Source organism: Klebsiella sp. M041, from assembly GCF_059759695.1.
In genome coordinates this window covers 32,052-46,098 of the sequence record NZ_JCAXWU010000026.1, presented here as the reverse complement: position 1 = coordinate 46,098, position 14,047 = coordinate 32,052, and the positions used below count along the sequence as shown (strand labels likewise).

Here is a 14,047-nt window from a genome sequence, read left to right as displayed (position 1 = left end):
TACGGTCCAACCGGTGGCCGCGGAACCCGTAGGCCCGGCAAGCGCAGCGCCGCCGGGCGGTCAACAGCAGAGCGGGTACTCGTCTTTATGCCGGATGGCGGCTAACGCCTTATCCGGCCTACGGTCCAACCGGTGACCGCGGACCCCGTAGGCCCGGCAAGCGCAGCGCCGCCGGGCGGTCAACAGCAGAGCGGGTACTCGTCTTTATGCCGGATGGCGGCTGCGCCTTATCCGGCCTACGGTCCAACCGGTGACTGCTGACCCCGTAGGCCCGGCAAGCGCAGCGCCGCCGGGCGGTCAACAGCAGAGCGGGTGCCTGTCTTCGTGCCGGATGGCGGCTAACGCCTTATCCGGCCTGGGGTCCAACAGGTGACCGCGGAACCCGTAGGCCCGGCAAGCGCAGCGCCGCCGGGCAGGATGGCACTCAGTCGCCAAAGAACCAGTAGCCGCTGTTGACCAGCGCCGCCAGCATGGCGAGGAAAGAGGGATCTTCCAGCGCATCGCCAAAATGGTCGGCGCGCAGCGTCAGGTGGGTGGCTAAGGCGTCCAGCGCCGGGCGGTGCGGAGAGTTGATCTTCTCGCCATTGACGAACACCTCGCCGTCAATGCGCAGCACCCGCAGGCCGCCCAAGCGTTCCAGGGTATCGCCCTGCTGCAGGGCATCGTAAATTTCATCGGGCTGATACGGCGGCTCCGGCGGCGCGACGTCGAGCTCATGACGCGACTGAGTGATAAACTCGCCGAACCACTGCTTAAAGTGCTCCGGTTGGTTAATCAGCCCCAGCATCATCTCGCGCAGGCGGTCGAGTTCGGCCGGTAAAATATCCGCCGGATGGTCGCGGGAGGGCACGTCCGGATCGGCGTAGCGCTGGCTGCCCAGTTCGCGCTGGAGAACGTAGTCGGCAAAGCCGCTGAACAGCTCGCGGGCATTCGGCGCGCGATAGCCGACCGAATAGTTCAGCGAATTTTCCAGCGAATATCCCTCATGCGGGAATCCTGGCGGAATATAGAGAATATCGCCCGGCTCCATCTCTTCATCGATGATCGCCTCGAAGGGGTCAACCTGCAGCAGGTCCGGATGCGGGCAGTGCTGTTTCATCGGCACTTTTTCCCCGACGCGCCAGCGCCGACGGCCAGTGCCCTGGATGATAAACACATCATACTGATCCAGATGCGGGCCGACGCCGCCGCCCGGTACAGAGAAGGAGATCATCAGGTCGTCGATACGCCAGTCCGGCAGGGCGCGGAACGGGTGCATCAGCGCCGCCGACGGCTCATGCCAGTGGTTGACCGCCTGTACCAGCAGGGACCAGTTGTTTTCGCTCAGGTGATCGTAGCTTTCGAAGGGACCGTGACTGACCTGCCATTTTCCATCCTGATGGCTGACAAGGCGGCTATCGACCTCGCTCTCCATGGCCAGTCCAGCCAGTTCGTCCGGGCTCAGCGGGTCGATAAAATTGGCGAAGCCGCGCTTCAGTACCACCGGCCGTTTTTGCCAGTAGCGTTCGATAAAGTCGGGCCAGTTAAGCGTTAATTGATAATCCATATTGATATTCCACTGCAGGTGTCTGACAGGGATTATAACGGATGCGGCGCCCCGGCGATGCAGGCGCCGTGAAAAAACTCAACGATTAACTCTCTTTATCTTCCATCAGCTGGCGGCCAAACACCACCTCCATGCAGGCGCCGCCGAGCAGGCTCTCGCCGGCGATGATCTCCCCGTCATATTGTTCGACGATTTCCCGGGCGACGGAGAGCCCCACCCCCTGGCCGGGACGCAGAGTATCCGCCCGCTGACCGCGGTCGAAGACAGCGCGGCGCTGGCTCGGCGGGATCCCCGGCCCATCGTCTTCCACCAGAATGTGCAGATGGCTGTCGGTGGTCTGGCGCACGGAAACCTCCACGAACTCCAGACAGTACTTACAGGCGTTATCGAGAACGTTCCCCATCACTTCCATAAAATCGTTCTGCTCGCCGACAAAACTGATCTCCGGCGAGATGTCGAGCGAGATATTGACCCCCTTGCGCTGATAAACCTTATTGAGGGCGGAGGTCAGGCTGTCGAGCAGGGGGGCGATCGGGTGCAGCTCCCGGCTCAGCAAGGTGCCGCCGCTGCGCATGCTGGCGCGATGCAGATAGTAACCAATCTGCTGCGAAATACGGCTGATCTGCTCCAGCATCACCGGCTCCGCCTCGTCGACGCTGATCTTCTCGCCGCGCAGCGAGCGCAACGTGCTCTGCATCACCGCCAGCGGCGTTTTCAGGCTGTGGGTGAGATCGGTGAGGGTGGTGCGGTATTTGTCATAGCGTTCACGCTCGCTGCGAACCAGCCGGTTAAGGTTGCTGACCAGCCGGGTCAGCTCGCGGGTGGTGTTGGGATTGAGCTTCTCGCGGTGATGTTCCTCCAGCTCGCGCACCTCTTTGGCCAGCGACTCGATGGGGCGCAGGCTCCACCAGGCGGCGACCCACAGGAGGGGGATCACCAGCAACAGGTTGGCGGCCAGCACGTAGATAAACCAGCTCCACACCATATAGCTGCGCTTGAGCTCCACCGGGATGGTGTCGACCACCACGATACTGAGCTGGGGCATTTTGCTGGTGGCCGGGTAGAAGTTGATCGCCACCGAGTGGGTCATCTCCGAATCGTCGCCCTGTTCGCGGATGGCGTCCAGCTGTTCCTGAACCTCATGGTTATTGCGCAACAGCATACTGCTGCTGTCGACATCGGCTTCAATTTCATGAAAGCCATTGCGTTTCAGCCAATCCGGTTGAATGCGTTTTGTCAGCCAGGGGACATCGCGCTGCGCCCACAGCAGTTTGCCCTTCTCATCGTAAATAAGGGTCACCGTCGGGCTTTCCATATTCAGATTTTCCGGGATATCGACGTCAATGGCGCCGTTCTCCCATTTGGCCAGCATATAAAAGAGATTGCTCTCGCCGCGCAGCAGACGGAAGGTGGTTTTATCGAAGCTGACGCTGTAGCCCACCAGCGCCACCATGCCATAAGCCAGGGAGAGCACCAGTACCACCCCGGCGGTCGCCAGCAGGAAGCGAACCCGTAACGACAGCGGGAAAATATGCCGCAACAGTCCCTTCATCAGCGCAGTTCGAACAGATAGCCCTGGCCGCGCACCGTAGTGATGACGTCCTGCGGGTATTCAGCCTGAATTTTCTTACGCAGCCGGCCCATCAGCACGTCGATGGTATGGCTTTCACGCAGTTCGGCATCCGGGTAAAGCTGGAGCATCAGGGAATCCTTACTGACCACTTTGCCGCGATTGCGGATCAGGGTTTCCATAATGGTGTACTCAAAAGCCGTCAGCTTGATCGGCTGGTCGTTCACCGACAGCTCGCGCCGGGAGAGGTCGACCTGGAACGGCGGCAGAGAGATCACCTGCGAGGCCAGGCCGCTGTTGCGGCGCAGCAGCGCCTGCATGCGGGCGGCAACCTCTTCAATATGGAAAGGCTTGGTGACGTAATCATCCGCCCCGGCGCTCAGCACTTCGACTTTATCCTGCCAACCTTCGCGGGCGGTCAGCACCAGCACCGGCAGTGACACGTCGTGGCTGCGCCAGCGGCGGATCAACGATAATCCATCTTCGTCCGGCAGACCGAGATCGACGATGGCGATATCCGGGAGATGTTCGCCCAGATAGTAATCCGCTTCCTTGGCATCCTCTGCGGCATCGACCTGATGGCCCAGCTCCTGTAGCTGAACTTTGAGGTGGTGACGCAGCAGGGCATTATCCTCAACCACGAGTACGCGCATGGCTGTTCTCCCTTGCAATTTCGAAAGTAGTCTGACGCTTATTATATACGCAAAATATAAACAGCTGTTAAATAAAGCTTTTTATACAAACGGCGTGCAGCATCGCCGGGCAGGTTGGCGTTGGGCGGCGCCTTTTGCGCACGGGTATGGAACTCCTTCATTCTATGCGTAATTTCAGCAAACGCCCAGCGGCAGGGCGCGGGCAGCGGCGGGTTGGTGATGTTAATTTTTTGTGTAATAGTGCTGGAATTATCCCTCAATGACGCCGCAGGTTATCCATTATGTCTCAGCAGCAGAGCGCGGACTGGGTCAGGCTGGCGCAGTCGCCCAGTCGGACGGAGCGCATCGAAGCCTTCTTCGGCGGCCACGGCTATGAGCCGCACCGGCATGACACCTACGCCATCGGCCAGACGATCGCCGGCGTGCAGAGCTTTCACTATCGCGGCGGGCTACAGCACAGTCTGCCCGGCGGGACGATGGTCCTTCACCCGGACGAAATACACGATGGCGAGGCGGGCACCGAGGCGGGGTTTCACTACCGCATGGCCTATATCGAACCCGCGTTGATCCAGAAGATACTCGGCGGCAGGCCATTGCCGTTTATCCCCGGCGGCCTGTCGGCGGATCCACGGCTACGTCGCGCCGCGCAACCGTTGTTGAAAGCGGTCACGGCTACCTTCGAGCCGCTGGAGGAAGAGGACGCCCTGTACGACCTGGCGCAGACCCTGGCCGTGGTCGGTGGGCAGCGTTCCCGTCGCCAGGCGTTTGATTATCAGGCGGCGGAGAGGGCCCGGGAGTATATCCATGCCTGTTTTATGCAGGATATGACCCTCGACATCCTGTCGCAGGTCAGCGGCCGCGACCGCTGGAGCCTGAGCCGCGATTTCAGAACGCTGTATGGCACCAGTCCGTGGCGTTACGTCATGATGCGCCGGCTCGATTTTTGTCGCCAGCGGATGCGCGCCGGGGAGCGTCTGGTGGATATTGCCGCCGAGGCGGGTTTTGCCGACCAGAGCCACATGACGCGCCAGTTTATCAGCCGCTTTGGCCTCTCTCCGGGGCGCTGGCTGCGGGCGATCCGCGGCTAAGGCGGCGCAGGTTGCACAATCGTTCAAGCGTGACCGCGGCGCGGCGAACTATGCTGACTGCCTTTATCACAAGGAGACAGCCTATGTATCAACTCGTTAATCTTGCTCACAAATTTTCCCTGTTCAGCGAACAATGGCAGCCCAAAGTGGTGGCCGAAATGAACGACTATCAGTTCAAGATCGTGCGCATCGCCGGCGACTTTATCTGGCACAGCCATCCGGAAACCGATGAGACGCTGATGGTGGTGGAGGGGGTATTGCGCGTGGACTTCCGCGACGGACATGTGCTGGTGAAGGCCGGGGAGATGATCGTCGTGCCGCGCGGGGTGGAACATAAGACCTCGGCGGAGATGGAAGCGAAGCTGCTGCTGATTGAACCGCGCGGGGTGCTGAATACCGGCCACGAGGGGGGCGAGCGGACGGCGGTGAACGACGTCTGGATCTGATCGCCTTCCGGCGATAAAACGCCCCTCTTTCCGGCGGAAAGAGGGGCAGGGCGCTTACTTCAGCTCGTCAACCATGGTGGTTGCCCGACCGATATAGTTGGCCGGGGTCATCGCTTTGAGACGCACTTTTTCCTCTTCCGGCAGGGCGAGGCTGTCAATAAACTGCTTCATCCCTTCCGCGTCAACGCGTTTGCCGCGGGTCAGCTCTTTCAGCTTCTCGTACGGTTTTTCGATACCGTAACGACGCATCACGGTCTGGATCGGCTCAGCCAGTACTTCCCAGTTGTGATCCAGTTCGTCCAGCAGGCGATCCTGGTTCAGCTCCAGCTTGCTGATCCCTTTGAGGGTGGACTGATAGGCGATCAGCGCATAGCCGATGCCCACGCCGAGATTACGCAGGACGGTGGAGTCGGTCAGGTCGCGCTGCCAGCGGGAAACCGGCAGTTTGCTGGCCAGGTGCTGCATGACCGCATTGGCCAGGCCGAGGTTGCCTTCGGAGTTTTCGAAGTCAATCGGGTTCACCTTGTGCGGCATGGTGGAGGAGCCGATTTCCCCGGCGATGGTCTTCTGTTTGAAGTGGTTGAGCGCGATGTAGCCCCACACGTCGCGATCGAAGTCGATCAGAATGGTGTTGAAGCGCGCGATGCAGTCAAACAGCTCAGCGATATAGTCATGCGGCTCGATCTGCGTGGTGTACGGGTTCCACTGAATGCCCAGCGAAGTGACAAACTCTTCGCTGAACTGATGCCAGTCGACTTCCGGGTAGGCAGCGATGTGGGCGTTGTAGTTACCCACCGCGCCGTTGATTTTACCGAGGATTTCCACCTGGTTCAGCTGACGGTACTGGCGCTCCATACGGTAGGCGACGTTCGCCATCTCTTTACCCATGGTGGACGGCGTCGCCGGCTGGCCGTGGGTACGGGAGAGCAGCGGTACATCGCGGTACTGGGTCGCCAGATCTTTTACCGCGTCAATCAGCTTGCGCCAGTAAGGCAGAACCACTTCGTCGCGGGCGGTTTTCAGCATCAGCGCGTGGGAGAGGTTATTGATATCTTCGGACGTACAGGCGAAGTGAATAAACTCCGACACGGCGTGCAGTTCGGCGACGTCAGCGACTTTCTCTTTCAGAAAGTACTCTACCGCTTTCACGTCGTGGTTAGTGGTGCGCTCGATGGTTTTGATGCGCTCGGCGTCTTCAACGCTGAAATCGGCGACGATTTTGTCAAGGAAACCGTTTGCGTCGGCAGCAAAAGCAGGAACTTCCTTGATCGCTGCGTGGGCGGCCAGTTTTTGCAGCCAACGTACTTCCACCTGAACGCGGAATTTCAGCAAACCGAATTCGCTGAAGATACCGCGCAGCGCGCTGACTTTATCGCCGTAGCGGCCGTCTACAGGGGAAACGGCGGTCAGTGAGGATAATTCCATAGATCACAACTCCGGGGTTAAATGAGCAAGAATTTGCTTTGCCTGGTTAACCAGACGATTACGGGAAAACATAAGCTGCAGACGTCCGCCGCCCACCTGATGCCAGAGCACCGCGGCGCGAATCCCCGCCAGCAGCGCTGAGCGAACTTTCGCCTGCACCTGCGGGCTTTGCAGCACGGCAGGGGAGCCGGTCACCTGAATACGCGGGCCCAGCGGGCTTATCACATCGACATAGATGCCCGCCATGGCGCTGAGCAGCGTTTCGGACTGCAGGTCAAAGTGCTCCAGCTGACGGTGCAGGCCGGCGATGCGGTTGCCGAGCGTGTCCATCGCCCCTTTACTGGCGGCGAGCTTGCGCTCCAGCACCATCAGGCTCAGGGTATAGCGGGTGAGTTCCGCATTGAGGCCCTGACGGCTGCTGGTATTGAGCACCCCGAGCAGCGTTTCAAGGCCGAGGCGAAGATTGGCTTCACTGCCACCGAACACCGCCAGCGTCGACTCGGGATCGAGGTCGATGATGCTGTTCAGCGACACATGCAGGGCATCGCTGTCGCAATGTCCCTGATGCGCCAGTTGCTGAACCAGTCGCGCCGCCTGGCAAACGCCAGCCAGCGCCAGGGTGATGTCATAGTAATTCTTCGCCACACATACTCCTTGTCAGCCGCCGGGGCGGTTCGTCCCGGCGGAAATAACGCGCGTTCAGGACTGCAGAGGCAGTCGTTGTTCAATAATTCCGCCGCCGAGGCACACTTCACCCAAATAGAACACCGCGGACTGGCCCGGGGTCACCGCCGCGACCGGCTCATCGAAGGTGACTTCGATACGGTCTTCATCCAGCGCGGTAACGGTGCAGGGGATATCGGTCTGGCGATAGCGGGTTTTCACCGTGCAGCGCAGGGTGCCCTGCAGCGGTTCACGGTCAACCCAGTGCAGCTGTTGGGCAATCAGGCCGACGGACATCAGGCGCGGGTGGTCATGGCCCTGGGCGACGATAAGAATATTATTCTCCACGTCTTTATCGACCACATACCATGGGTCTTCGCTACCCTCTTTGGTGCCGCCGATACCCAGTCCTTTACGCTGGCCCAGGGTATGGTACATCAGCCCCTGATGGGTGCCGATCTCCTCGCCGTCGACGGTGAGGATTTTGCCCGGCTGCGCCGGCAGATAGCGGCCAAGGAAATCGCGGAATTTACGCTCGCCGATAAAGCAGATGCCGGTGGAATCTTTTTTCTTCGCGGTGATCAGATCCAGCTCTTCTGCGATCTTACGCACCTGCGGTTTTTCCAGCTCACCCACCGGGAACAGGCTCTGGGCAATCTGCTCGTGGCTGAGGGTATAAAGGAAGTAGCTCTGATCTTTGTTGCCGTCGAGACCGCGCAGCAGCTGGCTTTTACCGTCGACATCGGCGCGGCGCACATAGTGCCCGGTGGCGATGTAGTCGGCGCCGAGGTCTTCAGCGGCAAACTCGAGGAAGGCTTTAAATTTGATCTCTTTATTGCACAGAATATCCGGGTTCGGCGTGCGGCCGGCTTTGTACTCTTCCAGGAAGAGCTCAAAGACGTTATCCCAATATTCGGCGGCAAAGTTAACGGTGTGCAGTTCAATGCCCAGCTTATCGCAGACCGCTTGCGCATCGGCAAGGTCGGCGGCGGCGGTGCAGTATTCCTCGCCGTCGTCTTCCTCCCAGTTCTTCATGAACAGGCCTTCCACCTTATACCCTTGCTGCAGCAGCAGGTACGCGGAGACCGAGGAGTCGACGCCGCCGGACATGCCGACGATCACTTTTTTCTGGCTTTCTGACATGGAAATACTCGCTACATTGAACTTCGAGGCGGCGTATTCTAGCACGCGCTCACCGTTCATTCACCCCCTGTGAACGGCCAGTTAAATGCGCCAATCAGCGACAGCGGCTGGCGCGGGTCCTGCAGGTAGCAGCGAATGCTTTCGGCAACCAGCGGCGAGCGCAGGTTTGGCGCGTTAAGAATTTCCTCAGCACTGAGCCACAGGCAGCGATCGATATCGCTGTCGTGCGGTTCAGTGGCGCACAGATCGCTAAGTTCGATGGCGAACAGGAAGCGCAGAAACGGGGTGTTATCGGGGGCCAGCCACTGATGCATGCGGATGAAGTGCTGCGGCGTGGCGCGAATGCCGGTCTCTTCCCACAGTTCACGTTCGGCGGCCTGCAGCAGCGTTTCATTGGCCTCGAGATGGCCCGCCGGCTGGTTCCACAATGCTTTGCCGTTAATGGTCTCTTCGACGATGAGAAATTTATCCTGAGCGTGAACCACGCAGGCAACAGTGACATGAGGTTTAAACATCGCTTTTCCTTTTCGGTTATTCGGCTTTGCGCCAGTCGCCGTTGGCCAGCCCGTCGAGGGTGTAGCCGCCCATGGCGTAGCGGATCAGCCGCAGGGTAGGGAAGCCGACGTGGGCGGTCATCCGGCGCACCTGACGGTTGCGTCCCTCGTAGAGCGTGATCTTCAGCCAGCGGGTGGGGATCGATTTGCGCTCACGAATCGGCGGGTTGCGCGGCCACAGCCAGGCGGGCTCCTCCACAAGTTCTACGCCGGCAGGCAGGGTGGGGCCATCGTTGAGGGTGACGCCGTCGCGCAAAGCGGCCAGCGCCTCGGGGGTGGGTTCGCCTTCCACCTGGACGTAGTAGATCTTGCCGGTGCGTTTACCCGGCTGGGTCAGCTTCGCCTGCAGCGCGCCATCGTTGGTCAGCACCAGCAGCCCTTCGCTGTCGCGATCGAGTCGACCTGCGGCGTAGACGCCCGCTACGGGAATAAAATCTTTCAGCGTGCTGCGCCCGGCCTCGTCGGTAAATTGTGGCAACACATCATAGGGTTTATTGAACAAGATCACAGTTTTTGGCTGGCGTTCTTTGCGTTGTCTGGTGACTTGTTGTGTGCTGAATCGCTCAACGCGATGTTTTCTAAATGAAGTTTTCTGCATGGTATTTTCAGGCTCTATCAATTGCCGCATTATAGCCTAATTACGAATGCCTTTCATGGACGCAAACATTCAGGTAGTATTGACATGCTCATTACAAATTATTAACAAAAAATTGCTCAAACCGATTCGCAACACAGACAGGAAGGCGACACGGACGCGATAGCTCCGGTTAGCGGGAAGACCCGGTACTCCGAAGCTGGCCGACTCAGCCAACACCAGGCTCGCGTGAAGAGGGAAGAGCAGAACCAGAAGCGCTCGAAGGAGAGGTTAATGGAAAGCAAAGTAGTAGTTCCGGCGGAAGGTCAAAAAATCACCCTGCAAAACGGCAAACTGAACGTCCCTCATAATCCGATTATCCCGTTCATTGAAGGTGACGGTATCGGCGTTGACGTTACCCCAGCGATGCTGAAAGTGGTTGATGCCGCCGTTGAGAAAGCCTATAAGGGCGAGCGTAAAATTTCCTGGATGGAAGTTTACACCGGTGAGAAATCGACCCACGTCTATGGCCAGGATGTCTGGCTGCCAGCTGAAACCCTCGATCTGATTCGTGACTACCGCGTTGCTATCAAAGGTCCTCTGACGACCCCAGTCGGCGGCGGCATTCGTTCCCTGAACGTGGCGCTGCGTCAGGAGCTGGATCTCTACGTTTGCCTGCGTCCGGTACGTTACTACCAGGGCACTCCGAGCCCGGTTAAGCACCCGGAACTGACCGACATGGTTATCTTCCGTGAAAACTCCGAAGATATCTATGCCGGCATCGAGTGGAAAGCCGACTCTGCAGAAGCAGACAAAGTGATCAAATTCCTGCGCGATGAGATGGGCGTGAAGAAAATTCGCTTCCCGGAACATTGCGGCATCGGCATCAAGCCGTGCTCTGAAGAAGGCACCAAACGCCTGGTTCGTGCAGCCATTGAGTATGCGATCACCAACGATCGTGACTCTGTGACCATCGTTCACAAAGGCAACATCATGAAGTTCACCGAAGGCGCGTTCAAAGACTGGGGCTACCAGCTGGCTCGCGAAGAGTTCGGCGGCGAGCTGATCGACGGCGGCCCGTGGGTGAAAATCAAGAACCCGAACACCGGCAAAGAGATCGTGGTAAAAGACGTGATCGCCGATGCCTTCCTGCAGCAGATCCTGCTGCGTCCGGCGGAATACGACGTTATCGCCTGTATGAACCTCAACGGCGACTACATCTCTGACGCGCTGGCGGCACAGGTTGGCGGTATCGGTATCGCCCCGGGCGCCAACATCGGCGACGAGTGCGCGCTGTTCGAAGCGACTCACGGTACTGCTCCGAAGTATGCAGGCCAGGACAAAGTGAACCCGGGCTCCATCATCCTGTCCGCAGAAATGATGCTGCGCCACATGCAGTGGTTCGAAGCCGCAGACCTGATCGTCAAAGGCATGGAAGGCGCTATCGCCGCCAAGACCGTGACCTATGACTTCGAACGTCTGATGGAAGGCGCTAAACTGCTGAAATGTAGCGAGTTTGGCGACGCGATTATCGCGAACATGTAATCTGGCCCCCAGATTATGTCAGAACGGGAACCTGGTGGTTCCCGTTTTTATTATTAGTTTTCGAACGGTTAACAAAATTTTATCAAAACAAGTTATCAAAACCCCTCCCGAAAAACCTCATAAGGCCACTTCTTTCCACTCCTTACCTCGATCACCAGGTGACCTATCCTTTGCTATTGCGTTTTATGTACGAGCACATTGACTGGTCTCCCCATTGGTTAATACATCCGCGATGTGAGCCACAACATTATAAATTACATGAGGGCAACCCAATGAAGACGCAATGCTCCCATAAATCGATCATCCCTATTTTTCACGCAGTTGAAGCAGTCAGTTCTGCCAGAGACCTCTGCCGCAAGCATGCAACTTCAGTCGACACTTTGTACACATGGTTGCACGAGGAAGGGGATAAACGGGGCGCATTTAAACCTGAAGAAGAAAAGAATCGCCGGATATTTGGTGGAATATTTTGTAATCCACACAAAAATTAATGAGATATTTCTTGAAGAATAGGTCGTTTAGCCTTATTTTATGCTGCAAAATAATTAAATGTTTATTGGGTCTTCCTCTCGAAAATAATTAATGATGATACAACATGAATAATACAACAGGCGCTTCCGTTCCATCGGTCACGCTCGCACAGTTTCCAGTCGAACGCCCGTCAGAATTTAATGCAAATATTAATTTTTTGTGTGCTGTTATTGAATGTGAGTTAACACATCTAATCATAGCTATTAACAATAAATATAATCCAACCATTTGCACCGAATTACACAACCTTTTTGAATTGCAAAAAAGCTTCGCAAAGATCAGTGATGAATTATTTTATGCGCTGGGTGTCGCTAATGAAAAACAAGCCTGAGGACTCCGTCGGTCATCCGTCGCTGCCTTTTACAGTACGTGTGGCATGGCGGTACTTGAGCCGGTGGTGGTTAGCTTTTTATATCATTATTTTGATAAAACTTGCTTATGTTATCATGAATTATCACAGGGGTAATTAATGTGAATGCATATTATTTATCAGTGGGCAATAAAACACGCAATGAGCTTCATGGGGTTAATCTGTAAGTCTTGCCCCATTCCGATATGATAAGATGAAGCTTATACTGGGGTGGCAGGAATAGAGATAACAAAACATACTAGAGTTATGCATCTTCCCGTGGCGAGAAATTAATCATCGATAAAGCGATGTATTGACATTACCTCAATAAAAAAACACATTTCACAAGTTAATAACTTTGTGTTCTCATTCTTTTTGCTGACAATTGCCCGATCTTACGAGTACGGGAAAAGTAAAAGCCAGACACTTGAAACATCCAACCCTTATCAAAAATACAGGATTATAAATGGAAAAGGATTAATACCTTCATTGTTGTCACGATGTTATTCCTGGCTAGCCCTGCTTTTGGGGATGTCATTGCGCAGATGAGAAGTGAGGCAAATGAGATATCAGGGGCCGCTCACGTTATTTGCTACCAAGGCCTGCAGTTGATTCATGGGCTCATAGTCGAAAGCAACGCTGTATGCGGCAGGAGACGTGCTGGGTCTGTTGCTTGGTGATTCATCTACTGGAACGAAGAGCGTATCAGCCTGGATCGACAGTCGACCGTTGAAGCACTGATTTATAAATTTGAATATAACCACATGGAAACACAACTATATGATGAAGAAAATCCCCCCCACCGCGCTGCTGTTAGCTTGCGCACTGGTTGGTTGCACCGTAAACCAAATAAACGATCAGGAAAAGCACGTCGCGAAGTTTCGCGAAACCAGGAGCCTTTACAACAAAGCGCTACTGCGCTGCGAGGAGATCGCTAACAAGAAATATCATGGCCAGTTGTATGGCTCTGTCCGGGTTGAAGGTGAAGCGCGTGTCGCGGTCTCCCGCGGGTATGAGAAAGAGCGCCGTGTCTGCGCTGACAATTATGCCCGGAAAATGAGAGCATTGTGGGATGCTCAACCTGCCGATGTTCATGCGTTTTATGAGCAACGCCGCGCTGAATTGCATCAAGAAAACAACGCCGTTAATGAAGAGGCAAAAAGATGAACATCCTGAAGACGCTTTCTGGCGTAGCACTGACGACGGCGCTGGCCGGGTGTGCCGTTCCCCCTCCAATGGGCGTCACTAACCCGAGCCGCGCTGACGCTACCGTTAAATTTTCGTACCTGCTAAACGGTAGCCAGCCTGCTAACTTCACGCCGACCTTTAACGGCGCGCAGGAGAAGGCGGCGGCAATCTGCAAAAAATGGGGGTACACCGGCGCGGAGGCTGTCGATGAACTCGCCAAAACTGAATGCTCCGAGACGAATATATTCATCCGCGGTTGCCTGAAAGGCGAAGTGTCAAAACTGTACATGTGTAGTGGCAAGATCCAACAATAGAGAAAATAATGAAAAAATTGATGATAGCAATCACCCTGGCGACCGTCGCTGCAGCACCGGCACACGCCATTAACGCTAAATATCGCGAACAGCTGGAGCGCTCCGGATGCAATGAGATGAACGCCGGGCAGGGCTGCGACATCCACAAAACTAAAGCGCAAAACGCCGCAGAAGCGAAGAAGAGCCAGAACTTTTCGAAATTCGCTGGTACCTACTCCGTTTTCCTTCGGAATGGTCAGCGCATTGGCAACAAAATCATTGTGGTGAAGCCCCATGAGGTGCGTTACAACGGCCACCTGGCGGAGCGCCCGCGGGTCGTCAACGGCGTGCTGCTGTTTTCCGTGCAGGAGGCACAATTCTCCATCACCAGCACGCACGGTAATGAGCTAGGAACTTGGTTCAACGATGCGAACGATACCGGCGGCACTATCGGCCGATAGGCTGCCCGGAAAAAAGAC

16 protein-coding genes are annotated in these 14,047 nt (G+C 56.4%); 7 read left to right on the top strand and 9 right to left on the bottom strand.

Translation table 11 applies throughout. From position 1 onward, the window contains the following. Positions 1-424 precede the first annotated feature (424 nt). From AC6CWS_RS23995 to AC6CWS_RS23980, 4 genes are all read right to left on the bottom strand, one after another. Positions 425-1,546 (bottom strand): ribosomal protein uL16 3-hydroxylase, encoded by a 1,122-nt coding sequence (locus tag AC6CWS_RS23995; protein WP_004206634.1) that lies wholly within the window; start codon positions 1,544-1,546, stop codon positions 425-427. Between the two features lie 85 nt (positions 1,547-1,631). After that, positions 1,632-3,098, bottom strand: a complete 1,467-nt coding sequence (gene phoQ, locus AC6CWS_RS23990; RefSeq protein ID WP_004206635.1) for a two-component system sensor histidine kinase PhoQ — start codon at positions 3,096-3,098, stop codon at positions 1,632-1,634. After that, on the bottom strand, positions 3,098-3,769 hold the full coding sequence (phoP, locus tag AC6CWS_RS23985; protein WP_004206636.1) for a two-component system response regulator PhoP: 672 nt from the start codon (positions 3,767-3,769) through the stop codon (positions 3,098-3,100). Before phoP ends, phoQ begins: the two co-directional genes overlap by 1 nt. Before the next feature lie 41 nt (positions 3,770-3,810). Next, positions 3,811-4,029, bottom strand: a complete 219-nt coding sequence (locus AC6CWS_RS23980; RefSeq protein ID WP_130941824.1) for a hypothetical protein — start codon at positions 4,027-4,029, stop codon at positions 3,811-3,813. A 21-nt stretch (positions 4,030-4,050) separates the two neighbouring features. Between AC6CWS_RS23980 and AC6CWS_RS23975 the strand changes: the two genes are divergently transcribed. Together AC6CWS_RS23975 and AC6CWS_RS23970 are read left to right on the top strand one after the other, a co-directional pair. After that, positions 4,051-4,857, top strand: coding sequence for an AraC family transcriptional regulator (locus AC6CWS_RS23975; RefSeq protein ID WP_023289162.1), 807 nt, complete (start codon positions 4,051-4,053; stop codon positions 4,855-4,857). A gap of 83 nt (positions 4,858-4,940) precedes the next feature. Then, on the top strand, positions 4,941-5,303 hold the full coding sequence (locus tag AC6CWS_RS23970; RefSeq protein ID WP_032452456.1) for a cupin domain-containing protein: 363 nt from the start codon (positions 4,941-4,943) through the stop codon (positions 5,301-5,303). A gap of 54 nt (positions 5,304-5,357) precedes the next feature. Here the strand turns inward: AC6CWS_RS23970 and purB are convergent, their stop codons facing one another. Genes purB through rluE form a run of 5 tightly spaced genes read right to left on the bottom strand, consistent with a single transcriptional unit; the run spans position 5,358 to position 9,716 of the window. Then, positions 5,358-6,728, bottom strand: coding sequence for an adenylosuccinate lyase (gene purB / locus AC6CWS_RS23965; RefSeq protein ID WP_004176557.1), 1,371 nt, complete (start codon positions 6,726-6,728; stop codon positions 5,358-5,360). A gap of 3 nt (positions 6,729-6,731) precedes the next feature. After that, on the bottom strand, positions 6,732-7,373 hold the full coding sequence (gene hflD / locus AC6CWS_RS23960; RefSeq protein WP_004140557.1) for a high frequency lysogenization protein HflD: 642 nt from the start codon (positions 7,371-7,373) through the stop codon (positions 6,732-6,734). 54 nt (positions 7,374-7,427) lie between these two features. After that, positions 7,428-8,534, bottom strand: coding sequence for a tRNA 2-thiouridine(34) synthase MnmA (gene mnmA, locus AC6CWS_RS23955; protein WP_065883900.1), 1,107 nt, complete (start codon positions 8,532-8,534; stop codon positions 7,428-7,430). A gap of 56 nt (positions 8,535-8,590) precedes the next feature. Next, on the bottom strand, positions 8,591-9,049 hold the full coding sequence (locus AC6CWS_RS23950; protein WP_004150802.1) for an NUDIX hydrolase: 459 nt from the start codon (positions 9,047-9,049) through the stop codon (positions 8,591-8,593). 16 nt (positions 9,050-9,065) lie between these two features. Then, a complete protein-coding gene (gene rluE / locus AC6CWS_RS23945) occupies positions 9,066-9,716 on the bottom strand; it encodes a 23S rRNA pseudouridine(2457) synthase RluE (protein WP_032452457.1) in 651 nt (216 codons plus the stop codon). 240 nt (positions 9,717-9,956) lie between these two features. Here rluE and icd point away from each other — a divergent pair, with 240 nt between their 5' ends. The 5 genes from icd (at position 9,957) to AC6CWS_RS23920 (ending at position 14,029) form a co-directional block, all read left to right on the top strand. Then, positions 9,957-11,207 (top strand): NADP-dependent isocitrate dehydrogenase, encoded by a 1,251-nt coding sequence (gene icd / locus AC6CWS_RS23940; RefSeq protein WP_023289166.1) that lies wholly within the window; start codon positions 9,957-9,959, stop codon positions 11,205-11,207. 595 nt (positions 11,208-11,802) lie between these two features. Then, positions 11,803-12,069 (top strand): hypothetical protein, encoded by a 267-nt coding sequence (locus AC6CWS_RS23935; protein ID WP_130941825.1) that lies wholly within the window; start codon positions 11,803-11,805, stop codon positions 12,067-12,069. 798 nt (positions 12,070-12,867) lie between these two features. After that, positions 12,868-13,254: a hypothetical protein gene (locus AC6CWS_RS23930; RefSeq protein WP_065883857.1), complete on the top strand. Its 387-nt coding sequence runs from the start codon at positions 12,868-12,870 to the stop codon at positions 13,252-13,254. Further along, positions 13,251-13,589, top strand: coding sequence for a YecR family lipoprotein (gene yecR / locus AC6CWS_RS23925; RefSeq protein ID WP_065883859.1), 339 nt, complete (start codon positions 13,251-13,253; stop codon positions 13,587-13,589). Before AC6CWS_RS23930 ends, yecR begins: the two co-directional genes overlap by 4 nt. An 8-nt stretch (positions 13,590-13,597) precedes the next feature. Beyond that, complete coding sequence (locus tag AC6CWS_RS23920) at positions 13,598-14,029, top strand: hypothetical protein (RefSeq protein ID WP_050442631.1); 432 nt, start codon at positions 13,598-13,600, stop codon at positions 14,027-14,029. Positions 14,030-14,047: the final 18 nt, after the last annotated feature.

Excerpts from the sequence above, each read along its gene's own strand:
- AC6CWS_RS23995 (WP_004206634.1), bottom strand. The coding sequence starts at position 1,546 with ATGGATTATCAATTAACGCTTAACTGGCCCGACTTTATCGAACGCTAC.
- phoQ (WP_004206635.1), bottom strand. The coding sequence starts at position 3,098 with ATGAAGGGACTGTTGCGGCATATTTTCCCGCTGTCGTTACGGGTTCGC.
- phoP (WP_004206636.1), bottom strand. The coding sequence starts at position 3,769 with ATGCGCGTACTCGTGGTTGAGGATAATGCCCTGCTGCGTCACCACCTC.
- AC6CWS_RS23975 (WP_023289162.1), top strand. The coding sequence starts at position 4,051 with ATGTCTCAGCAGCAGAGCGCGGACTGGGTCAGGCTGGCGCAGTCGCCC.
- AC6CWS_RS23970 (WP_032452456.1), top strand. The coding sequence starts at position 4,941 with ATGTATCAACTCGTTAATCTTGCTCACAAATTTTCCCTGTTCAGCGAA.
- purB (WP_004176557.1), bottom strand. The coding sequence starts at position 6,728 with ATGGAATTATCCTCACTGACCGCCGTTTCCCCTGTAGACGGCCGCTAC.
- mnmA (WP_065883900.1), bottom strand. The coding sequence starts at position 8,534 with ATGTCAGAAAGCCAGAAAAAAGTGATCGTCGGCATGTCCGGCGGCGTC.
- AC6CWS_RS23950 (WP_004150802.1), bottom strand. The coding sequence starts at position 9,049 with ATGTTTAAACCTCATGTCACTGTTGCCTGCGTGGTTCACGCTCAGGAT.
- rluE (WP_032452457.1), bottom strand. The coding sequence starts at position 9,716 with ATGCGGCAATTGATAGAGCCTGAAAATACCATGCAGAAAACTTCATTT.
- icd (WP_023289166.1), top strand. The coding sequence starts at position 9,957 with ATGGAAAGCAAAGTAGTAGTTCCGGCGGAAGGTCAAAAAATCACCCTG.
- AC6CWS_RS23935 (WP_130941825.1), top strand. The coding sequence starts at position 11,803 with ATGAATAATACAACAGGCGCTTCCGTTCCATCGGTCACGCTCGCACAG.
- AC6CWS_RS23930 (WP_065883857.1), top strand. The coding sequence starts at position 12,868 with ATGATGAAGAAAATCCCCCCCACCGCGCTGCTGTTAGCTTGCGCACTG.
- yecR (WP_065883859.1), top strand. The coding sequence starts at position 13,251 with ATGAACATCCTGAAGACGCTTTCTGGCGTAGCACTGACGACGGCGCTG.
- AC6CWS_RS23920 (WP_050442631.1), top strand. The coding sequence starts at position 13,598 with ATGAAAAAATTGATGATAGCAATCACCCTGGCGACCGTCGCTGCAGCA.